17 protein-coding genes, 1 tRNA gene and 1 pseudogene are annotated in these 21525 nt (G+C 66.8%); 13 read left to right on the forward strand and 6 right to left on the reverse strand.

Annotated features, from left to right (window positions below; translation table 11 throughout):
- The first annotated feature begins 3 nt into the window (after nucleotides 1–3).
- The 8 genes from I8N54_RS08415 (at nucleotide 4) to pgi (ending at nucleotide 7805) form a co-directional block, all read left to right on the forward strand.
- A complete protein-coding gene (locus tag I8N54_RS08415) occupies nucleotides 4–1044 on the forward strand; it encodes a cobalt-precorrin-5B (C(1))-methyltransferase (RefSeq protein WP_140192991.1) in 1041 nt (346 codons plus the stop codon).
- Nucleotides 1041–1769, forward strand: coding sequence for a cobalt-precorrin-6A reductase (locus I8N54_RS08420; RefSeq protein WP_140192990.1), 729 nt, complete (start codon nucleotides 1041–1043; stop codon nucleotides 1767–1769). The genes I8N54_RS08415 and I8N54_RS08420 overlap by 4 nt, the downstream gene beginning before the upstream one ends.
- On the forward strand, nucleotides 1766–2395 hold the full coding sequence (locus tag I8N54_RS08425) for a DNA-3-methyladenine glycosylase family protein (protein WP_140192989.1): 630 nt from the start codon (nucleotides 1766–1768) through the stop codon (nucleotides 2393–2395). The genes I8N54_RS08420 and I8N54_RS08425 overlap by 4 nt, the downstream gene beginning before the upstream one ends.
- On the forward strand, nucleotides 2389–3060 hold the full coding sequence (locus I8N54_RS08430) for an alpha/beta hydrolase (RefSeq protein ID WP_140192988.1): 672 nt from the start codon (nucleotides 2389–2391) through the stop codon (nucleotides 3058–3060). The genes I8N54_RS08425 and I8N54_RS08430 overlap by 7 nt, the downstream gene beginning before the upstream one ends.
- A gap of 173 nt (nucleotides 3061–3233) precedes the next feature.
- Nucleotides 3234–3818, forward strand: a complete 585-nt coding sequence (locus I8N54_RS08435; protein WP_140192987.1) for an HNH endonuclease — start codon at nucleotides 3234–3236, stop codon at nucleotides 3816–3818.
- A 152-nt stretch (nucleotides 3819–3970) separates the two neighbouring features.
- The gene (zwf, locus tag I8N54_RS08440; protein WP_140192986.1) at nucleotides 3971–5425 is read left to right on the forward strand and encodes a glucose-6-phosphate dehydrogenase; all 1455 of its coding nucleotides are present in this window, start codon (nucleotides 3971–3973) and stop codon (nucleotides 5423–5425) included.
- A gap of 102 nt (nucleotides 5426–5527) precedes the next feature.
- Complete coding sequence (gene pgl / locus I8N54_RS08445; protein WP_140192985.1) at nucleotides 5528–6199, forward strand: 6-phosphogluconolactonase; 672 nt, start codon at nucleotides 5528–5530, stop codon at nucleotides 6197–6199.
- A gap of 4 nt (nucleotides 6200–6203) precedes the next feature.
- The gene (gene pgi / locus I8N54_RS08450) at nucleotides 6204–7805 is read left to right on the forward strand and encodes a glucose-6-phosphate isomerase (RefSeq protein WP_140192984.1); all 1602 of its coding nucleotides are present in this window, start codon (nucleotides 6204–6206) and stop codon (nucleotides 7803–7805) included.
- Between the two features lie 90 nt (nucleotides 7806–7895).
- Here pgi and I8N54_RS20160 read toward each other — a convergent pair whose 3' ends face one another.
- The 4 genes and pseudogenes from I8N54_RS20160 to I8N54_RS08465 all read right to left on the reverse strand — a co-directional run bounded on the left by I8N54_RS20160 (nucleotide 7896) and on the right by I8N54_RS08465 (nucleotide 10576).
- Nucleotides 7896–8429 carry a fasciclin domain-containing protein gene (locus I8N54_RS20160; protein WP_231592628.1) on the reverse strand — a complete coding sequence of 178 codons (534 nt, stop codon included), beginning with the start codon at nucleotides 8427–8429 and terminating at the stop codon, nucleotides 7896–7898.
- Nucleotides 8430–8504: 75 nt separating this feature from the next.
- Nucleotides 8505–9026, reverse strand: a pseudogene (locus I8N54_RS20165) (fasciclin domain-containing protein); the annotation flags it as partial.
- Between the two features lie 106 nt (nucleotides 9027–9132).
- Nucleotides 9133–10425, reverse strand: coding sequence for a T6SS phospholipase effector Tle1-like catalytic domain-containing protein (locus tag I8N54_RS08460; RefSeq protein ID WP_140192982.1), 1293 nt, complete (start codon nucleotides 10423–10425; stop codon nucleotides 9133–9135).
- Between the two features lie 77 nt (nucleotides 10426–10502).
- Nucleotides 10503–10576: transfer RNA gene (locus I8N54_RS08465), tRNA-Gly, on the reverse strand.
- A gap of 134 nt (nucleotides 10577–10710) precedes the next feature.
- Between I8N54_RS08465 and I8N54_RS08470 the strand changes: the two genes are divergently transcribed.
- Nucleotides 10711–11505, forward strand: a complete 795-nt coding sequence (locus tag I8N54_RS08470; RefSeq protein ID WP_197097450.1) for a class I SAM-dependent methyltransferase — start codon at nucleotides 10711–10713, stop codon at nucleotides 11503–11505.
- Here the strand turns inward: I8N54_RS08470 and I8N54_RS08475 are convergent.
- Both I8N54_RS08475 and I8N54_RS08480 read right to left on the reverse strand, forming a co-directional pair.
- Nucleotides 11502–12725 (reverse strand): glycosyltransferase family 87 protein, encoded by a 1224-nt coding sequence (locus tag I8N54_RS08475; protein WP_140192981.1) that lies wholly within the window; start codon nucleotides 12723–12725, stop codon nucleotides 11502–11504. The two genes, I8N54_RS08470 and I8N54_RS08475, sit on opposite strands and share 4 nt — an antisense overlap.
- A gap of 60 nt (nucleotides 12726–12785) precedes the next feature.
- Nucleotides 12786–14828: an ASKHA domain-containing protein gene (locus I8N54_RS08480; RefSeq protein ID WP_140192980.1), complete on the reverse strand. Its 2043-nt coding sequence runs from the start codon at nucleotides 14826–14828 to the stop codon at nucleotides 12786–12788.
- A gap of 182 nt (nucleotides 14829–15010) precedes the next feature.
- Here I8N54_RS08480 and I8N54_RS08485 point away from each other — a divergent pair, with 182 nt between their 5' ends.
- The 4 genes from I8N54_RS08485 to I8N54_RS08500 all read left to right on the forward strand — a co-directional run bounded on the left by I8N54_RS08485 (nucleotide 15011) and on the right by I8N54_RS08500 (nucleotide 21353).
- Entirely contained in the window at nucleotides 15011–16123 is a 1113-nt protein-coding gene (locus I8N54_RS08485; protein WP_140192979.1) for a hypothetical protein, read from the forward strand.
- 77 nt (nucleotides 16124–16200) lie between these two features.
- Nucleotides 16201–17649, forward strand: a complete 1449-nt coding sequence (guaB, locus tag I8N54_RS08490; protein WP_140192978.1) for an IMP dehydrogenase — start codon at nucleotides 16201–16203, stop codon at nucleotides 17647–17649.
- Nucleotides 17650–17744: 95 nt separating this feature from the next.
- A complete protein-coding gene (locus I8N54_RS08495; RefSeq protein WP_140192977.1) occupies nucleotides 17745–18920 on the forward strand; it encodes an RsmB/NOP family class I SAM-dependent RNA methyltransferase in 1176 nt (391 codons plus the stop codon).
- Between the two features lie 162 nt (nucleotides 18921–19082).
- Nucleotides 19083–21353: an ATP-binding protein gene (locus tag I8N54_RS08500; RefSeq protein WP_140195532.1), complete on the forward strand. Its 2271-nt coding sequence runs from the start codon at nucleotides 19083–19085 to the stop codon at nucleotides 21351–21353.
- The last annotated feature ends 172 nt before the right edge of the window (nucleotides 21354–21525 follow it).

Here is a 21525-nt window from a genome sequence, read left to right on the forward strand (position 1 = left end):
CCGATGGCCCGCCCTCCGAACAGAGACCTGCGCCGCGGCTGGACGACCGGCGCCTGTGCGACCGCTGCCCTGAAGGCGGCGCTCACGCGGCTTTGGGGCGGGGCGTGGCCCGACTCCGTTTCGATCACCCTGCCGCGGGGCGAGACGCCGCGCTTCGCGCTCTCGCATCGTGCGGACGGGGACGGCTGGACCGAGGCGGGGATCATCAAGGACGCCGGGGACGATCCCGATGTCACGCACGGCGCCGAAATCCGGGTCCGCGTGCGGGACGCCGACGCCGTCGTCTTCCGGGCCGGCGAGGGAGTCGGCACCGTGACGAAACCGGGCCTTCCAATTCCGCCGGGAGAGCCTGCGATCAACCCCGTGCCGCGCGCGATGATGGACGAGGTCGTGGCCGATCTCGCCATGACCTATGGCAAGCATCCGGGGGTCGAGATCACAATCTCGGTGCTGGGCGGCGAAACGCTGGCTCGGAAGACCTGGAACCCCCGCCTCGGTATCGAGGGCGGACTGTCCATCCTCGGGACGACCGGGATCGTCCGGCCCTTCTCCTGCGCGGCGTGGATTGCCTCTATCCACAGGGGCATCGACGTGGCACGCGCCGCCGGCCTGACCCATGTCGCCGGCTGCACCGGCGCGACGAGCGAGCGGACCGTGCAGCACCATCTCGATCTGCCCGATCACGCGATGCTCGACATGGGCGATTTCGTCGGCGGGCTGCTGAAGTACCTGCGCCGCCACCCGGTGCCGCGCATCACCATCGGCGGTGGTATCGGAAAGCTGGCGAAGCTGGCGCAGGGCGCGACGGACCTGCACTCCGGCCGAAGCCAGGCGGACTTCGCGCAACTGGCCGCGTGGACGGACATGCCGGAGCTCGAACAGGTCACAAGTGTCCTCGGCGCATGGGAGATTGCCGGAGACCCGCTGGCAGAGGCGATCGCGCGCCGTGCGCAAGAGCAGGCACAGGCGCTCGCCGGGCCGGAGATCACGGTCGGCATCATCGTGATCGACCGCGCGGGCACCATTGTCGCGGAGCGGACATGACCCTTCTGCTGCTGGGCGGCACCGCGGAAGCACGGCAGCTGGCGGAGCGCCTGGCGGCGGCGCGAGTCCCGGCCGTGCTGTCCTTTGCGGGGGTGACGCGTCATCCCGTGACGACCGGGTTGCCCACCCGGACCGGCGGGTTCGGCGGCGCGGCAGGCTTCGCCGAGTATCTTGGTCGCAACGCGATTTCCGCCGTCATCGACGCGACCCACCCGTTCGCCGCCCGGATCGGCCGGCGCACGAAGGAGCTCTGCGATCTTGAAGGTCTGCCCTACCTGCGCCTGCTTCGCCCGGAATGGCGGGCGGGCGACGGCGACGACTGGCATCTGATCGACCGCGCCGAAGAGGCGGCGGGGCTGATTCCGGACGGAGCGACAGTGCTTCTTGCGGTCGGACCGGGCTCGCTGGCGGGTTTCGCCAACCTCGAAGGTCGGCGCATCTTCTGCCGCAGGATCGACCCGCCGCTCGAACCGTTTCCGATTGCGGGCGGTGACTGGATCGTCGGGCGACCGACAGCCACCGTGGCGGACGAGGCGAAAACCATGACAGATCGGGGAATCGACTGGGTCGTGACGAAGAACTCCGGCGGGGCAGATGGCTACGGCAAGCTGCAGGCGGCGCGGAAGCTGTCGATCCCGGTGGTCCTGCTGCGACGGCCTGCGGGCTATCCCTGCGAGCGCGTGGAGACGGCGGACGAGGCCTTCGCCTGGGCGATCCGCCGTTGACGGAGCGGGTCATCACCCATGCGGGAGACGTCGAAGAGGGCGCGGCCTGGCTGGCGCGGGCGGAGCCGCGCTTCGCCGCGCTCATCGCGGAATCCGGTCCGCCGCCGCTGAAGCTCCGCGACGAGGGGTTTCGCGAGCTTCTGTTCCTCATCATCGGGCAGCAGGTCTCGACGGCGTCGGCGCTGGCCATCCGGGCGCGCGCCGATGCGGCCGGACTGACGACGCCAGAGGCCGTGAAGGCGGCCTCGGACGAGCTGCTGCGGGAGGTCGGGCTCACGCGGCCCAAGCAGCGCTACTTCCGCGCGCTGGCGGAGGCGAAGATCGACTACGCGGCGCTGCGCGAGCTACCGACCGATCAGGTGATCGCGACGCTGACGGCGGTGCCCGGCATCGGGCCCTGGACGGCCGAGATCTACGCGATGCTCTCGCTCGGACGGGCCGATGTCTTCGCGCCCGCGGACGTCGCGCTGCAGGAAGGGACACGGATGCTGTTCGATCTGCCGGCGCGCCCGACCGCGCGGGCCCTGCGTGACATGTCGGAGGCGTGGTCGCCGTGGCGCTCTGTTGCGGCCTGGGCACTCTGGGCCTATTACCTGCGCACCAAAGGTCGGGAGGTCACATGGTAACGCGCGCGCTCATGGCGAAACGGAAAGAGCCGGTATCCGGCGATCTCCGTTCGGCCGTCGTGTTCCTGCATGGCTACGGCGCCAACGGGGCCGACCTCATCAACCTCGCCGAGCCGCTGTCGGAGCATATGCCCGACACGCTGTTCCTGGCGCCGGATGCGCCCGAACATTCGATTGCTGCGCCGGGGATGCTGCAGTGGTTCCCGATCCCGTGGATCGACGGCTCTTCGGAAGAAGAGAGCCGTCAGGGCCTCGACCGCGCCGCCGCCGACCTCAACGCATTTCTCGACGGGGTCATGGTGGACGAGGATCTCCTGCCCGAGCAGGTCATGGTCTTCGGCTTCAGTCAGGGCACGATGATGGCGCTGCATGTCTGCCCCCGCCGCGAGGACGCGGTCGCGGGGATCGTCGCCTTCTCGGGCCGGCTGCTGGAGCCCGAGTTGCTCACCGATGAGGCCGTCTGCCGTCCGCCGGTCCTGCTGGTGCATGGCGACGAGGATGACGTGGTGCCCGTGGAATCGCTGCCGCAGGCTGCCGAAGCACTGCAGGAAGCGGGCTGGACGGAAGTCTACGCGCACCTGATGCGCGGGACCGGCCACGGCATCGCGCCCGACGGACTGTCGGTCGCGCTCGCATTCATGCGCGAACGGCTCGGCTATTCCTGACGCTCCGACCGTCACAGTCACGTGACAGAATCGGCCTAAGCGATGCTTGGCGGCGCGGCCAACATGTGGGGCTTGCCTAGTGTTTTCCGCCAGATATAGTCGACCTTGGTCGAAGGGCGGCGGCACCGTCCCGGCACCGGGGTCGAGGCAGCAGGGCGAGATCGGACTCGAGCATGGACGGAGACTTCAGGACTCACTTCGTGAGGGAGCCCTCTGGGCTGAAACACTTCCCGGCACTGGTGCTGAACGCGGATTATCGGCCCTTGTCCTACTACCCGCTCAGCCTCTGGCCCTGGCAGGAGGCGATCAAGGCGGCCTGGCTCGACAGGGTGGATATCGTGGCGGAGTACGACCACACCGTCAGGAGCCCCTCGACCGAGATACGCATCCCCTCGGTCGTCGTCCTCAAAGATTACGTGAAACCTCAGAAGCGCGTGGCATTCACGCGCTTCAATCTTTTTCTGAGGGACGAATTCTGCTGCCAGTATTGCGGTGCGAAGGGTGATCTGACCTTCGATCACGTGGTGCCACGCGCCCGCGGCGGCATCACGAGCTGGGAGAACGTCGTGGCCGCCTGTTCGCGCTGCAACCTGCGCAAGGGCAGCAAGAGCCTGCGCCAGTCCGGGCTTGTTCTGCGCAAGGCCCCGCGTCGCCCGGCCTCGGAAGAGCTGCGCAACATGGGGCGGAAGTTCCCGCCGAACCACCTGCACGACAGCTGGGTCGATTTCCTCTATTGGGACGCCGAACTCGAAGCGTGATGCGGACCGTCCGGCGGCGCGGTGGTGCGTGACCGGCAATCACGCGGATGAGCAGGGGTCTGGCAATCCGGGCATCACTTGCTAGACATGGGGCCGGGAGGCGGATAAGCACCCCGCGTTACCGCTAACGCGGGCAGAACCGAGAGGTAGCCATGGTTTCGCGCGTCATCCCCGTCGACAATTTCGACCTGGTGATCTTCGGCGGCACGGGCGATCTCGCCCGCCGCAAGATCCTGCCGGGCCTCTTTCGCCGTTTTCTCGCCGGGCAGATGCCGGCCGAGTCCCGAGTCATCGCCGCCGCACGATCGGATTTCGACGATGCCGGCTACCGCGCCGAGATCGAAGCCGCGATCCAGGAATTCGGCGGGCCCGAGTCAAAGGACAAGAAGGGGCTCGAGGCGTTCCTCGGCCAGCTTCATTACGTGGCCGTCGATGCGACCGGCGACGGAGGCTGGGACCAGCTTAAGAGCTTGATGCGCGACGGGGTCGTGAAGGCCTTCTATTTCTCCGTCGGGCCGAGCCTGTTCGGCGCGCTCGCCGAGCGGCTTCACAAACACAAGATCGCGGACCGCAGCAGCCGGCTCGTGGTGGAAAAGCCCTTCGGCCGCGACCTCGAAACCGCCAAGGAGCTGAACGCGACGCTGGCCGAGCATTTCGCCGAGGACCAGATCTACCGGATCGACCATTACCTCGGGAAGGAGACGGTCCAGAACCTGATGGCCGTCCGCTTCGCAAACGTGCTGTTCGAGCCCCTCTGGAACAGCCACTATATCGACCACATCCAGATCACCGTGGCCGAGACGGTCGGTGTCGGTGGCCGGGGCGGGTACTACGACAAGTCCGGCGCAATGCGGGACATGGTGCAGAACCACCTGATGCAGCTGCTCTGCCTTATCGCGATGGAGGCCCCGAACCAGTTCGAGGCCGACGCCGTCCGCGACGAGAAGCTGAAGGTGATCCGCGCGCTGCAGCCGGTCGACTACCATCACATCGTGCGTGGCCAATACGACGCGACCGAATCCAGCCCGTCCTACCGCGAGGATGTCGAGAACCCGCGCACCCACACCGAGAGCTTCGTGGCCATGAAGTGCCACATCGCCAACTGGCGGTGGGCCGGCGTGCCGTTCTACCTGCGCACCGGAAAGCGGCTGAAGGCGCGGGGCTCCGAGATCAACGTGGTCTTCAAGGATCTCGGCCATTCGATCTTCGAAGGCGACGAGGCGCGGCATCGCAACGTGCTGACGATCCGGCTCCAGCCGAACGAGGGGATCGACCTGCAGGTCACGATCAAGGAGCCGGGACCGGGCGGCATGCGGTTGATCGACGTGCCGCTCGACATGACCTTCGCACAGGCCCTCGGCGACGAGGCCGAGGACGTCACGGACGCCTACGAACGGCTCATCATGGACGTGATCCGTGGCAACCAGACACTGTTCATGCGCGGTGACGAGGTCGAGGCGGCCTGGTCCTGGACCGATCCGATCATTGAGGGCTGGACTGCGCGGGGCGATGTCCCGAAGCATTACGACACCGGGTCGGCCGGTCCGGAGGACAGCCTGATGCTGATGCATCGCGACGGACGCCGCTGGCGTGAGATAAAAGGCTAGGGTGGGCGCAAGCGCCGGCGGTCTGTGTCGGCGCGCGCTTCCCGCAGCAGAGCCGCCACGGCGGCCTTGCCCCACGTGATCGGCGAAGAAGGGGAGGACCCGATGGAACTCAAGGAATATCCCGATTCCGAGATGATGATGATGGATCTTGCCGACCGGCTGGCCGGCGAGCTTCGCTCGTGCCTCGCGCGGCATGATTTCGCCTCGATGGCGGTGCCGGGCGGGACGACGCCAGGACCGGTGTTCGACTCGCTCTGCGGCACGCATCTCGACTGGGAACGGGTGCATGTGATGCTGACGGATGAACGCTGGGTGCCCGAGAGCTCCGAACGGTCGAACACCCGATTGGTGCGCCAGCGGTTGCTGACCGATCAGGCGGCGGCGGCGAAATACGTTCCGCTCTATCTCGAGGGCGACGCGCCGGAGGACCGGCTCGACGAGATCGAGGAGAGTCTGAAGGACGAGCTGCCGCTGTCGATCCTGCTGCTCGGCATGGGGTCGGACATGCACACCGCGTCGATCTTCCCCGGTGCCGATCGCCTCGATGATGCGCTGCACGGGGACCGGCTGATCGTGCCGATGCGCGCGCCCGGCGCGCCGGAGCCGCGCGTCACCCTGTCGGCCAAGGTGCTGAAGGGGGCGATGTCGACGCACATCCTCATCAAGGGGCAGGACAAGCGCGAGGCGCTCGAGAAGGCGCGTCACCTGTCGCCGGACGAGGCGCCGGTCGCCGCGGTCCTGCGCGATGCAATCGTTCACTGGGCGGAGAGCTAAGAACATGTGGAACAGCCTGAAATCCCACCACGACAAGGTCGCCGACCGTCGTTTCGAGACCCTGTTCGAAGACGCCGGGCGGGCGCAGGACTTCTCGGTCGCGATGGGCGACATGCTGTTCGACTACTCGAAGACCAACATCGATTCCGAGGGCCGTGAGCTGCTGCTGAAGCTGCTCGACGAGGCCGGCGTGGCGGAGCGACGCGACGCCATGTTCCGGGGCGACAAGATCAACGAGACCGAGGGCCGCGCCGTGCTGCACACCGCGCTGCGCAACCTCGACGGCGGCCCGATCGAAGTGGATGGCAAGGACGTGATGCCGGGCGTGCTGGACACGCTCGACCGGATGGAGGCGTTCGCCGAGGACGTCCGGTCCGGCGCATTCGCAGGGCAGGGCGGCAAGATCACCGACGTTGTCAACATCGGCATCGGTGGCTCCGACCTGGGCCCCGTCATGGCGACGCTGGCGCTCGCGCCCTACCACGACGGGCCCCGCACGCATTTTGTCTCCAACGTCGATCCGGCCGATGTCGCCGCAGTCCTGCGCCAGTGCGACCCGGCGACGACGCTGGTCATCGTTGCCTCGAAGACCTTCACCACGATCGAGACGATGACCAACGCGCGCACCGCGAAGGCGTGGATGAGCGAGACGGTCTCCGATCCCGCCGCGCAGTTCGCGGCGCTGTCCACCGCGGCCGACAAGACGGCGGACTTCGGCATCGACCCGTCCCGCGTCTTCGGGTTCGAGGACTGGGTCGGTGGACGTTATTCGATGTGGGGCCCGATCGGCCTATCGGTCATGATCGCGATCGGCGGCGATGCCTTCCGCGCCTTCCTGCGCGGCGCGCAGGAGATGGACCGCCACTTCAAGGCGGCCGACTGGACCGAGAACATGCCGGCGATGCTGGCCCTCGTCGGCATCTGGCACAATCAGGTCTGCGGCCACGCCACCCGTGCCGTTCTGCCTTACGACAACTTGCTGATGCGGCTGCCCGCCTACCTCCAGCAGCTGGAGATGGAGAGCAACGGCAAGGGCGTCAGCATGGATGGCGAGGACCTCGCGACCGACTCTGGCCCCGTCGTCTGGGGTGAGCCGGGCACGAACGGCCAGCACGCCTTCTACCAGTTGATCCACCAGGGGACGCGGGTGATTCCTTGCGAATTTCTCGTCGCTGCCGAAGGTCACGAGAGCGACCTGCACCACCAGCACCAGCTTCTGGTCGCCAACTGCCTCGCGCAGTCTGAGGCGCTGATGAAGGGGCGCGACCTCGACGAGGCGCGCGGCAAGGTCGCGGACAAGTTCGAGGGCGATGAGCTGGAGCGGCAGGCGAAACACCGGGTCTTTCCGGGCAACCGCCCCTCGACCACGCTGGCCTATCCGCAGCTCGATCCGGCGATGCTGGGCCGGATCGTCGCGCTCTACGAGCATCGGGTTTTCGTGGAGGGCGCTGTGCTCGGCATCAACTCCTACGACCAGTGGGGCGTGGAGCTGGGCAAGGAGCTCGCCACTGCGCTGCAACCGGTCGTCGAGGGCAAGGAGACTGCGGACGGCAAGGACGGCTCGACCGCCGGGCTCGTCACATTCCTGAAGAAATACGGGCTCTGAGCCCGGAAGAGACCCCCTGACAAAAAGTTCCCCCCGCCACTCGGGTGACGGGGGGACTTCTTCATCGAACCAAACGAGGGGTCATAACGCTCAGTTCGGGAGAAGAACTCCGTCCACGACCTGGATCACGCCGTTGGACTGCATGACGTCGGCGGTGGAAACTTCGTAGACGTTGCCGCTTTCGTCGAACATGTAGATGCTGCCGGAGTCGAAGACCTGCGCGGTCAGCGCGTCGCCGGAGACCGCTTCAAGCTGCACGAAACCGTCGCTGTCGGCGGCATCCATGAGCGCCTGGGTCGTCCAGGTGCCGGGCACGACGTGGGCGGTCAGGACCTTCTGCAGCTGGCCGAGGTTCTCTTCCATCAGCAGCGTGTCGACCGTGCCATCGGGCAGGGCGGCAAAGGCTTCGTCCGTCGGGGCGAAGACGGTGAACGGACCTTCACCTTGCAGCGTCTCGACGAGACCGGCCGCTTGAACGGCAGCGACGAGCGTCGTGTGGATCGGCGAGTTCACGGCGTTCTCGATGATGTTCATGTCGGCCATCATCGGTGCGCCACCGACGGTCGGATTGTCGTTGCCGTCCATGGACATGTCGGAGTCCATCTCGCTGTCGTCCATGGTCATCTCGGTGCCCATGTCGCCGTCGCTCTGCATGGTGTCCATCTCACCGTCCATCGAGGCTTCTTCCTCGTCGGAACCGGGCAGCAGGACCGTGTCGATCACGTGGATCACGCCGTTCGACTGGACGACGTCGGCGGTCGTGACGGTGGCCACGTTGCCCATTTCGTCCTCGAGCTTGATCTCGCCGTCTTCCATGTAGGCCTGCAGGGTGCAGCCACCGACGGTCGGGACGGGGTGCCTGCCGCCATCATCCTCGATCATGCCCATGATCGCGTCGGACATCGCGTTGGCGGCGACGACGTGGCAGGTCAGGATCTTGGTGAGCTGCTCCTTGTTCTCCGGCATGACGAGCGTTTCGACCGTGCCTTCGGGCAGGGCGGCGAACGCATCGTCAGTCGGTGCGAAGACAGTGAAGGGACCTTCACCCTGCAGCGTCTCGACGAGACCGGCCGCCTGAACGGCAGCGACGAGCGTCGTGTGGATCGGCGAGTTCATGGCGTTCTCGACGATGTTCATGTCGGCCATCATCGGCGCGCCGCCGACGGTGGGGTTCTCCGCCATGTCGTCGCTTTGCGCGAACGCCGCCACCGGCGTCAGCATGGTTACGGCCAGAAGGGCCTTGATTGTGCGGTTCATGTATCTCTCTCCTGTCGGGCGCCTCTGCGGCGTTTGTGATGGGAGCCACGGGCCGTCGGGCAGGAGAGTTTCAGGATAGGTCGGGATTTTCCCCGGGCGGGGTGTCCGGCAGGTTCGGCGGGTCGTAGTCGGGATCGTCGCGCACGCGCTCCGCAATGCTCGGATCCGCGATATGTCCGGGCGGGACACGCCTCGGTTCCACAAGGGGAAAATACCAGATGAAGCCGGGTCGGCCCGGGGGCCATTCGCGTCGGGTCATCGACTTCGGCAGGATCTCGAGCGGCCACCAGCCGAGTTTCAACGACCCGTGAATTGGGCCCTGCGGATCGGGCCTGGCGTAGGGCAGGCCGTCCACCGTGGTAATGGTCGTGTCCCCTTCGAGGTAGCGCTTGCGCGCACCGCGCCGGAAGGTGAGACCCGTCGAAGGCTCGCTTCGGGAGGGCACGTTGCCGATGGCACGGGCATCCTCCGCGTCCGCGGCGGCCTCGTCCGCTGCGATACCGTCGAGCATCCACAGAAGGGTGACCTTGCCGACCCCCGACCGGTCCTCGGGCGGAGACCCCCCGATGTCGCCGTGATAGCCTGCGAACCAGCGCTGCTCGACATATTGCTGGCGCCGTTTGGAGGCGACGCGAAACCGGTTGCCGAAATAGTCGGTCCGCTCCCAGCCCAGGTTGCGGAACAGCGACCTTCGTTCGTCCAGTGCGCAGGCATGGCGCACGATCCGGACGGAGCAGTTGGTGCGGACATTGGCATGCGTGCCCTGTTCGACGAGGGAACCATGGTGGCGCAGGTTGTGGAGCGGCCGTCGGAAGCGGATTATAGAGCTGACCGTGTCGAACAGCCCGAGCGCGCGGATCGGCACGCCCTGATGGGGCCGCATCACGTCGACGTAGCGGCGCAGGCTGCGGAAGACCTCGTTGGCAGGAGCATCGCAGTCGGCGTCGGTTACCGCGCGGTAGGCGCGAAATACCTTGGGCAGGAGCCGCCCGTAGTCCCGCTCCACCAGTCCGAAATTGTGGATGAACCCGGCGAGCATGCGGGCCGCGTAGGCGCCGCGCGAGAAGCCGAAGATATAGATGCGGTCGGTTGATCCCTGCCAGTTGCGGCACAGGAACCGGTAAGCGTCGAGGACATCGTCCTCGAGCCCCCATCCGAAGGCGAGGCCGAGCACGGCGCGCGTCTTGCGCACCGCCGCGTTCGAGGACAGGCGGGAGCCTTCGAAGGTGCCGACGCCGGGCACATAGTGGACGAGTTGATCCCCGCTTTGCTCGAGCGCCTTGTAGAGCTTGAGGATGTTGGTCTCGTTCGGTCCGACTTCGTTGCCGGTGCCGTCGATGCAGATCACGATCCTGCGGCCCATCGTGTCCTCCCCGCTGTCGGCGTCAGCGTGGGCCGCGCGCAGCGGTCGGGCAAGTCGGGTATTCCGGGAGATCGGACTGGAGCGGGTAACGGGAATCGAACCCGTAACTTAAGCTTGGGAAGCTCGCGTGATACCTTTTCACCATACCCGCGCTGCGCAGCCTCATAGCACCGGCGGTCGAGAAGGTTCAACTGGCATTCGCGAGGGCCGGCGTTCTCGATAACCTTAGGTCACGAACGGGGAATCGCATTAGCCTGAACCGGTTTGAACTGGACCGGTTGTCAGATGAAGTTTTTCAGGAAGAAAGTCGAACCCAAGCGCGACGGAGAGGTCGTTCCGGGCTGGGTCCTCGAGCGTTTCAAGGACTATTCCAACCCTGCCTACGCAAGCCTCGTGGAGCTTATGGGCGACAGCCTGCCTCGCGAGCGCTACGGGCAGATGTCGGGAAAGAACCTCGTCAACGAGCTGTTTCCGAAGGACGGGGCACCGTCGGTCCTAGATGTCGGTTGCGGTCATGCGAAATCGAAACCGATGTTCCTTGACCGCAATGCCGGCACGGACTGGAACGGCATCGAGATCGCCGAGAGCTACAATGTCGCCGACCTGAACAACCTCCCCGAGGGCGTGAAGATCTATGACGGCGTGAATATCCCGTTCCCGGACAAACATTTCGACTTCGTCTTCTCCAATCAGGTTTTCGAGCATGTCCGGCACCCCGAGGACTTGCTGAAGGAGATCCGCCGGGTGTTGAAGGATGACGGGATCTTCTTCGGCTCGCTGTCGGGCGGCGAGCCCTATCACTGGCACAGCCTGTTCCACTTCTCCGCGCTCGGCTGGAAGACGGTCCTGCAGGACAACGGGTTCCGGCTGGATGCGCTCTATGCCGGGACGGACGCGCTGTCGTTGCTGCTGCATCACTGGTCGGCGAACCGGAAACAGCTCGGTCCCTATTTCCGGCTGTCGATCCTGAACGAGCTTCTCTCGCGCGAGAAGAAGCAGTCGGAGAAGGCCGTGCTCTACGAGAACGCGATCAAGCTGGCCTTCGCCGGGCACCTCGTCTTCAGGGCGACCAAGAGCTAGATCAGGACGTCGGCCCTCGTGGCATTAGGGCTTGTCTCCGGCCGCGTTTCGACCCGGTGGAAGGTCCAGAGCGTGACCGCCGCCAACCCCGCGAACAGCAGCCCCTGCGGTGCGATCAGCGCAGGCGCGCCGGGAAGGCCTTGTTGCAGGCCGGTGGCGAGCAGGCCCCAGCCGGTCACGACCAGCGTGGTGATGCAGAACAGGCGCCGGGCGGTCACGTCCAGCGTCGACTCGAGGTCCGGCCACGCGATGGCGAGCGCGATGGCAAGGCCAACGACGTCATAGTCGTAATTGTAGGGGCTGACCGAATAGGTGGCGAAGATCGCAAGTGCCACCTGGCGCCGAGGGGCCCATCCTGCGCGGATTGCGTAGCCCACGGCCGTCAGCGCGACGAGCGCGAAGAGGCCTTGGCAGATCATCGAGACGGAGGACGGCAGCCCGACCGACAGGGCCGAAGCGAAAACCGATGTCATCCGGAACAGCGGATATTCCCCTGATGTGAGATGCTCGCCCGAGCGGGCCACGCTCTCCGCCACGGCGGTCCAGACGGGCAGGCCGAGCAGCAGCGTGGAGAGGGCTAGGATCACCGCGAGTGCGCCAGTCGCGATGGCGATCGTCCGGAAGCGCCCCGCGAACAGCGCCGCCGCGCCAAGGCCGATGCAGAGGTGCGGCTTGTAGGCGAGCAGGGCGAGCGACAGGCCCTCGCGCCGGGCGTTGCCGGACAACGTCGCAGAGGCAGCCAGCGCGACGAGGCAGGCCGACAGCAGCCCGTTCTGTCCCGAGCGGATCGACACGGCAATGGCGGGCAGCACCAGCATCAGCGCCAGCATGCCGGCCCGCCGGTCGATCCGCAGGGTCAATGCCGCGAAGGCCAGCAATAGCGGCACGGTCCAGAGCAGGAGGCCGAGCCACGCCGGAACGGACGCAAGTGCCGCCGTCACGAGATTGAATTGCGGCGGGTAGGTCCACGGCATGAACAGCGTCGCCCCCGGCAGCCGCGCCTGTTCCTCCGCGAAGGTCGCGAAGTCGTAGGCCTCGGTCACCCGCCCGTCGAGCGTCAGCGCCCCGGCGAGGCGGAAGACGTGGTAGTCGACCATCTCCGCACTGCCAAAGCCGGCCATCCGCGCCGCGGTGATCCCGGCGAACAGCACCAGCATCGCCATCGCGATGCGGAAGGTGCCGGGCGTCACCGGCCAGCGTTTCGGAGTGTCGTGTGTCATCGGGGCCCACCCTGCGTCGGTCGGAGGCAAACAAGCACCCAAAACCGGCGGCAAGGTGACCTATCCGCGACGGCGGCGGCGTCTTTTCGTGGAATCGTCGCCACCGCCCGCGTTGAAATGGACCGCAGGCAGCGGCACCAGCGCGGAGAGGTGGGGGAAGGGCGCGGTGGCGTGTGGAATCGCGTTCGCGGCCACGAAATGCTCCTGAAAGCGGGGCTCGATCGCTGTCTCGACCTTGTGGATCCGGCGGACCTGATCTTCGATCCGGCTTCGCGCGGCGCGCGAGCAGAGCGCGATGCGCGCGCCCGTGCCGGCCGCGTTGCCGGCGGAGGTGACCTTTTCCAGCGCGACGTCGGGGATCATGCCAAGCACCATCGCATGTATGGGCGAGATATGCGCTCCGAACGCCCCGGCGAGCACCACGCGGTCCACGTCGTCGACCCCGAGTTGGTCCATCAGCAGCCGTGCGCCCGCGTAGAGTGCGGATTTCGCCAGCTGGATCGCGCGGATGTCGCCCTGCGTGATCGTGATGAGTGGCCCGTTCTCCGCCGTGCCGTCGTGCAGGACGTAGGAATGCGTCCGACCCTCGGGGATCGAGCGCGGCGTCCCGGTCTGCTCGGCAGAACCGATCAGGCCCGACGCGTCGAGCAGCCCGGCCATGCGCATCTCGGCCACCGCCTCGATGATGCCGGACCCGCAGATACCGGTGATGCCGGTCACGGCGGTCTCTGCGGCGAAGCCCGAATCGTCGGACCAGAGGTCGGAGCCGATCACCTTGAAGCGCGGCTCCTTCGTTGTGGCGTCGATCTCCACCCGCTCGATCGCGCCGGGCGCCGCTCGCTGGCCCGAGGAGATCTGTGCGCCCTCGAACGCCGGTCCGGTGGGTGAGGAACAGGCGAGAACACCGTCGCGGTTGCCGAGCAGGATTTCGGCGTTGGTCCCGACATCGACGATGAGGACGAGGTCCTCGCTCTTTTCCGGCTCTTCCGACAGCGCGACGGCGGCGGCATCCGCACCGACATGCCCCGCGATGCAGGGCAGGATATAGGTCCGCGCACCCGGATTGATCGAGGTGAGGCCGAGCTCCTTCGCCGCGAGGTGCATCGCCCCGGAGGTCGCGAGCGCGAAGGGTGCCTGGCCCAGCTCCACAGGGTCGATGCCGAGCAGCAGGTGGTGCATCACCGGGTTACAGACGAAGACCGTCTCGACGATGCGCGCCGGCTCGATCCCGCCTTCCTTGGCAATCTCGACACTCAGACGGTCCAGCGCCTCGCGCACCGCGCGCGTCATCTCCAACGCGCCGCCGGGGTTCATCATCGAGTAGCTGACCCGGCTCATCAGATCCTCGCCGAAGCGGATCTGCGGGTTCATGATCCCGGCCGAGGCCGTCACCTCGCCCGTGACAAGGTCCGTCAGGTGCGCCGCGATGGTGGTCGAGCCGAGGTCGATGGCAAGCCCGTAGAGCGGCCCGTCGAAAAAGCCGGGCCACAGGTCGAGCAGGGCATGGCCGTCGGTCTCTGCCGACTTGTGCAGCGCGACGGTGACCTTCCAGCCGCCCTTGCGCAGTTTGGGCTGGAGTTGCGACAGCGTCCGCAAGTCGATGGCGAGATCGTGGATGTCCCATTGTTCGGCAAGGGCGCGGGACAGGCGTTCGAAGTCGCCGGTCGGCTCGTGCATGTCGGGCTCTTCCACCTCGACGTAATAGAGCCGCGTGGCCGGGTCCATCGTGACCGCCCGGACCGTCGCGGCCTTGCGCACGACCTGCCGGTGAACCTGGCTTTCGGGGGGCACATCGATGACGATGTCCTTCAGGATCTGCGCCTGACAGCCAAGCCGTCGCCCCGTCGGCAGGCCGCGCTTGTCGTCGTAACGCTGCTCGACCGCGTTCCATTCAGACAACGCGTCCTCGGCCACCGTCAGCCCGTGCTTGGAGAACTGGCCGTAGCCCGGCGTGACCTGGCACTTGGAACAGATACCGCGACCGCCGCAGACGGAATCGAGGTCGACCCCAAGTTGCCGGGCCGCGGTCAGCACCGGCGTACCTGCGGGGAATCGGCCCCGCTTGCCGGAGGGCGTGAAGATGACGAGGGGATCGTTGGACATGGTGTGCCTATCGCGTGCGTTGCCGGCAACATAGCGTCACCGATGGCGATGTTGAGCGTGCGAAACCGGCGTCCCTTGGCATTCGAACGACGAGCCAGATTTGTGCCATTCTATGGCCGGCTTATGGCCGCAGATCGCATCCAACCTGCCGCCGCTGCCTGACCCCTCCGGGATGTATGTTCATGAGTGTTGATTTCGGCGAGCCCACCCTCACGGGGCTCGTCATCCTGTTGTTCGCCGCGCTGCTGAGGTTCGGCTCGAAACTCTCCGACGCCGTCGTGTATCGACTTCAGGTCGTCCGGGGGCGCGCCGTCCTTCACATGCCGATCGTCGACCACCTGCCGAAGGGCGCCGACGTTGAGGAGCTGGAGACGATCGTCGGCGATCTCGTCCGCGCGCAGAACTGGACGCGACTGTCCGAGGTCCTGACGCTGCTGTCGCACCAGCCGGCGGATGCGACTGATGGCCGGCGGCTCTATGAAGTCGCGATGGCGCGCGCGGTTGCCTCGATCCGCTGGGCCGGGGGGCTGGCCGTGGTCCGCGACCGTCTCGCCCGGTACGAAGAGGCCGCGGCGGTCGGCGATCCGCAGCTCGAGGCGATACGTGCCCGCGCCCTGACCGAGGCTGTCCGCCTGGCCGGCGCGCAGCCTGCTTCCATCGCCGCGCGGGCTCTGCGGCGGAGCTGGGCGGAGGACATCGGGCAGCTGCTCGGTGCCTCACGCCAGCGGGTCTCGCGCGTTCCCGCGCTCGCCGAGGCAGCGTTTCATGCGGGGTGTGCGTTGCCGGGCGCGGAGGGCCGCGTTCCCGGGCGCTTCCAGGTCTGGCGCGATGCCGACGCCTGCGACCCGAGGTCCTGCATCGCCTATGCGCGGTGGCTCCGGCAGCATGGCACGGCGAGCGCGATCTCCGCCCACCTGACGGTGACGCACGCCGCAATCCGCTGGTTCGGCACCCCCGCGCCCTTCATCGAAACCGCGCTGGCGCTGGCGGGCGAGCGGCCGCTGAACCGGGTGCCGGGGCTCGATGTCGGCGCGCTGCTGGTCCGGCTCGCCGACATCGCCGACAGCCAGCCGGGACAGGTGCTCGCCAACCGCGTCGCGGCCAAGGCGCTCGCCGACGGGGACGAGCTGCTGGCACGGACGGTTCTGTCCCGCCACATCAGGATCATCGTCACGACCGAGTGGCCGGACGCGGACACTGTGCTCGCGCTCTACTGGCGCGCGACACAGGGCGCCAGGCCGGCCCTGCCGTCCCGCGACCTCCGCGACGACCCCTTCGTGAGAGGCGCGGTCTGAGGTCGTTTCGCCCTTTCTCCCCCTCCGGCTTCGTGCGATAGGGACGCGCCAAACGAAGCAATCCGAGGAGCAGACCCGTGGAGATTCGTGAGGCACTCACCTTTGATGATGTTCTGTTGGTTCCCGCGGCATCGTCGGTTCTACCCTCGACCGCTGATACGCGCACGAAGGTGACCCGCGAGATCGCACTCAACATCCCGCTGCTGTCGTCCGCGATGGACACGGTGACCGAGGCGAAGATGGCGATCATCATGGCCCAGTCCGGCGGGATGGGCGTCATTCACCGCAACCTCGACATCGCCACGCAGGCCGACGAGGTCCGGCAGGTGAAGCGCTTCGTTTCCGCCATAGTCTACAATCCGATCACGCTGACGCCCGACCAGACGCTCGCCGACGCGCGGGGTTTGATGGAGCGCTACAACGTCACCGGCTTCCCCGTCGTGGGTGAGGATGGTCGCGTCGTCGGCATAGTCACCAACCGCGACATGCGCTTCGCCGCGGATGACCGGACACCGGTCCGCGTCATGATGACCTCCGACAACCTCGCCATGCTGACCGAACCCGCCGACCTCGACGAGGCGCGCAGCCTGATGAAGGCCCGCCGGATCGAGAAGTTGCTGGTCGTCGACAAGGAAGGCCGGCTGACCGGTCTGCTCACCCTGAAGGACACCGAACAGGCCGTGCTCAACCCGACCGCCTGCAAGGATCGGCTCGGTCGGCTTCGGGTCGCCGCGGCGTCCACCGTCGGCGATGCGGGCTTCGAGCGGAGCCAGGCGCTCGTCGATGCCGGTGTCGACATGATCGTCATCGACACGGCGCACGGCCACTCGGAAGGTGTCGCCCGTGCCGTCGAGCGGGCGAAGACGCTGTCCAACGAAGTCCAGATCGTCGCCGGCAACGTCGCCACCGGAGAGGCCACGAAGGCGCTGATCGGGGCCGGCGCCGATGCGGTGAAGGTCGGGATCGGTCCGGGCTCCATCTGCACCACGCGCATGGTCGCCGGTGTCGGTGTGCCGCAGCTGACTGCCGTGATGGATTGCGCCGCCGCCGCGGGCGACGTGCCCGTGATCGCTGATGGCGGCATCAAGTTCTCCGGCGACTTCGCCAAGGCTATCGCCGCCGGCGCGTCCTGCGCGATGGTCGGCAGCATGATCGCCGGCACGGACGAAAGCCCGGGCGAGCTGATCCTCTACCAGGGCCGGACCTACAAATCCTACCGTGGCATGGGCAGCCTCGACGCGATGGCGCGCGGCTCGGCCGACCGCTACTTCCAGAAGGACGCGGCCACCGACAAGCTCGTCCCCGAGGGGATCGAGGGGCAGGTGCCCTACAAGGGCTCCGCCGGCACGGTGATCCACCAGCTCGTCGGCGGTCTCAGGGCGGCCATGGGCTATACCGGCTGCGCCACGGTCGAGGAGATGCGCAGCAACTGCACCTTCGTGAAGATCACCGGCGCCGGCCTCAAGGAAAGCCACGTGCACGACGTGCAGATCACCCGCGAAAGCCCGAACTACCGTATCGGCTGAGCCTTCGATATGCCCGACGGGCTTCGCGCTTGTGCCAAGATTGCGCGCTAGCCCGTCGTCATGACCTGAAACCCGCCAGACCGAGGAGGGACGAGGTGACGCCAGCCGCCCGTTTCGCAAGCGCGATCGAGATCCTGGACGCATGGCTCGGGGGCTCGTCGCTCGACGGTGCTTACCGGCATTGGTCACGTAACGCGCGCTATGCCGGCTCGTCCGACCGGGCCGCGATCCGCGACCTCGTGTTCGACGCCGTGCGGCGGCGGCGGTCCTACTCCGGGCTCGGCGGCACCGACACCGGGCGTGGTCTGATGATCGGTGCGCTCCGGGCCGCCGGCGTCTCCGTCTCTGATGTCTTCAACGGGCGCGGCCATGCGCCTGCACCCCTGTCGCAGCCGGAGCTCGCCATCGACCGGGAGCTGACGCGGGCGGAGTGGCTCGACGTGCCGGACTGGCTGCTTCCGCGCTTCGAGGAGGCGCTTGGCGACCGCGCCGAAACTGTGATGCGTACACTCCGGGATCGCGCGCCGATCCACCTTCGGGTCAACACGCTCAACATCGACCGCGAGGACGTGATCGAACGGCTGTCCGAAGTCTCGATCAGCGCCGAGCCGCACCCGACGGTCGAAACCGCGATCACCGTGACCGAAGGCGCGCGCCGGCTGCCGCAGAGCGAGGTGATTGAAGAGGGCCTCGCCGAGCTTCAGGATGCCTCGTCCCAGGCCGTGATCGCACGGCTGGCCGGTCCTTCCGACAGCCGCATCCTCGATTATTGCGCCGGGGCAGGCGGGAAGTCCCTCGCGCTCTGCGACCTGTTCGATGCCGAGGTCCACGCGCACGATATCGACCCCGACCGGATGTCGGACCTGCCGGCGCGCGCGCAGCGGGCCGGAGTCGACATCGGCTACCGCACCACTGCCGAGCTGAAGGACGAAGCTCCCTACGACCTCGTGCTGTGCGACGCGCCCTGTTCGGGCAGCGGTACCTGGCGGCGTGACCCGGAAGGCAAATGGATGCTGACGCCCGACCGGCTTGCCGGGATCTGCGGCATCCAGTCGGAGATACTCGAGGACGTCGGCGCCAATGTCCGCCTTGGAGGTCGGCTCGCCTACGTGACCTGCTCCGTCTTCAAGGAAGAGAACGAGGATCGCGCGGCTGCCTTCCTCGCCGCGCACGAACGCTGGTCGCTGATCGACGAGCACCGCATCGACCCGAGCGAGACCGGCGACGGCTTCTATCTCGCCGTCTTCCAGCGGGGCCCGAGAACAACTTAAGGTTGCATTTGCCTCCTTCACCCCTATAGTCGGCATGTCTTAGGGGGACGGTAAGAATCTTCCTGTCGACTACGACCTGGGTCGAATCGGAAGGAGAGGGCAGTGACGCCGGCGCGTTCGGGAAAACTTCTGCCGAGGGATGGCGTCGAAAGCGGCGTCGACATGCGTCCATGGATCGTGATGCTGATTGCCATCGGTGTGCTGGTCACCGGCGCGCTGACTGCTGATCCGACCTATGCCGCAGGGCTGCGTCTTGTCGGCTGGGCGCTTCTGGTGACTGGTCTCGCCGGGTATCTCTGGCTGCTATACACACGCCACGGGCACGCCATCCGCCTCCGGGCGGCGGGGGAGCTCATCCGTAATGACACGCAGGTCGCCTTCGTCACGAACGAGGCGGGCGATATCCGCGAGCGCAACCTCGCGGCCCGCACGCGTTTCCACGACCCCTTCGTCGACACGCTCGGTTTCGTTCTGACCGATATCTTCGCCAACCCCGGCGCCGTCCTGTTCCGGATGCAGAGCCGGGCCCAGTCCACCGGCTTCGCGTCCGAGGATATCGTGACCCGCGCCGGTGCTGTCCGTCTCACCGTCCAGCGCATGGGGGAGGACATCTTCCTCTGGCGCCTGCTGGAAGAGGGGGAGCGTCAGCCGGCGGCACGGGGCGGCGACGCGCTGACCCTTCCGATGCTCACCGCCGGGCCGAGCGGGACGATCCTCTACATGAACGAGGCCTTCCGCCGGTTGATGGGCGGGCGGGTAAAGTCGCTCGACGCGGTATTCAGCGAGCTGCCCCTCGTCTCTGGCCGCCGCCACCGCGTGATGGGCGTCGACGGTCCGGTTCACTGCATCGTCGCCGAAGTGCAGGGCAGTGGTGGCAGGCGCGAGGTCTATCTCATCCCCGGCGAGGGCGAGGCACCCGACCGCGCCGGTCCTGGCTGGGACGCGATCGAGGAGATGCCGGTCCCTCTGCTGAAAGTGGCGGTCGGGGGTGAGATACTCGAAGCCAACCGGCAGGCCCGCGATCTGCTGCATGCCGACATGGGACGGGACCCGCGCCTCGGCGACCTTCTCGACGGGCTGGGCCGTCCGATTGCCGAGTGGCTGCGCGATGCGGCCCGCACCACACAGCGCACGACGGAGCCGGAGTTCCTGCGGATCACCAATGCACCGAGCGAGCGGTTCGTGCAGGTCGCTCTTAACCCGGCCGGACCGGAGGGGGAGCGTCATCTGATTATCGTCCTGAAGGACGTGACCGAGTTCAAATCGCTCGAGGCCCAGTTCGTCCAAAGCCAGAAGATGCAGGCCATCGGTCAGCTTGCCGGCGGGGTCGCGCATGATTTCAACAACCTGCTGACCGCGATTTCGGGCCATTGCGATCTGCTTCTGCTGCGCCACGATCAGGGTGACCCGGACTATTCCGACCTGGTGCAGATTCACCAGAACGCCAACCGCGCGGCGAGCCTTGTCGGACAGCTGCTTGCCTTCTCCCGCAAGCAGAACCTGCGCCCGCAACATCTCGACCTGCGCGATACGCTGTCGGACCTGACCCATCTGCTCAACCGGCTGGTCGGCGAACGCATCACGCTGTCCCTGAGCCATGACCCCGGTCTGAGCCCGATCCGTGGCGACAAGCGACAGCTGGAGCAGGTGTTGATGAACCTCGTCGTCAATGCCCGCGACGCGATGCCGGCGGGCGGCGAGATCCGGATCTGGACGGAGAATTTCTCGATCGCCGATCAGTTGGAACGCGACCGCGCGACCGTGCCGCCCGGCGATTACGTCGCGCTCCATGTCGCCGACGCCGGGATCGGCATTCCGCCTGAGATGCGCGCGAAGATCTTCGAACCCTTCTACACGACGAAGGAGTCGGGTGACGGCACCGGCCTTGGCCTCTCGACGGTCTACGGCATCGTGAAACAGACGGGGGGCTATATCTTCGTCGACAGCGAAGAAGGGAAGGGGACGACCTTCACGCTCTACTTCCCCGCCCGCGATGACGGGCCCGAGAAATTCACGACCGGTGCATTGCCCGGTCCGGACGTGGCGCCGGCCGAGCCGCAGGTCGATGACGACGCCGTGGTGCTTCTGGTCGAGGACGAGGCCCCGGTCCGGGCCTTCGCTTCGCGCGCGCTTCGGTTGCGTGGGTATACCGTCCTCGAAGCGAGCTGTGCGGAAGATGCGCTCGACATGCTGTCCGACGCGGCGCTGAAGGTCGACATCTTCGTCACGGACGTCGTTATGCCCGGCAAGAACGGCCCGACCTGGGTGCGCGAGGCCCTCGGCAACCGGCCCGACACGCGCGTGGTCTTCGTCTCGGGCTATGCCGAGGAATCGATCGCCGAGAACCAGACCCGGATCCCGAACTCCGTCTTCCTGCCGAAGCCCTTCTCCCTCACCGAACTGACGACGACGGTACGGCAGCAATTGCATTGATGGCAGCGTTGCCGTGCGGGCCGATGCAAGCGCAACTCACCCAAACATCCTGTTAAACATAAAAAAAGCCGGGCCAAAGGCCCGGCGAAGTCCAACAGGGAGGTATGAAGATGATGGCGCTGCGCGTCACCGCCTTCGAGAGATGAAATAGGAGGCAATATGTGAACGATCA

This window comes from Pelagovum pacificum, from assembly GCF_016134045.1.
GTDB classification, from domain to species: Bacteria; Pseudomonadota; Alphaproteobacteria; order Rhodobacterales; family Rhodobacteraceae; genus Oceanicola; species Oceanicola pacificus_A.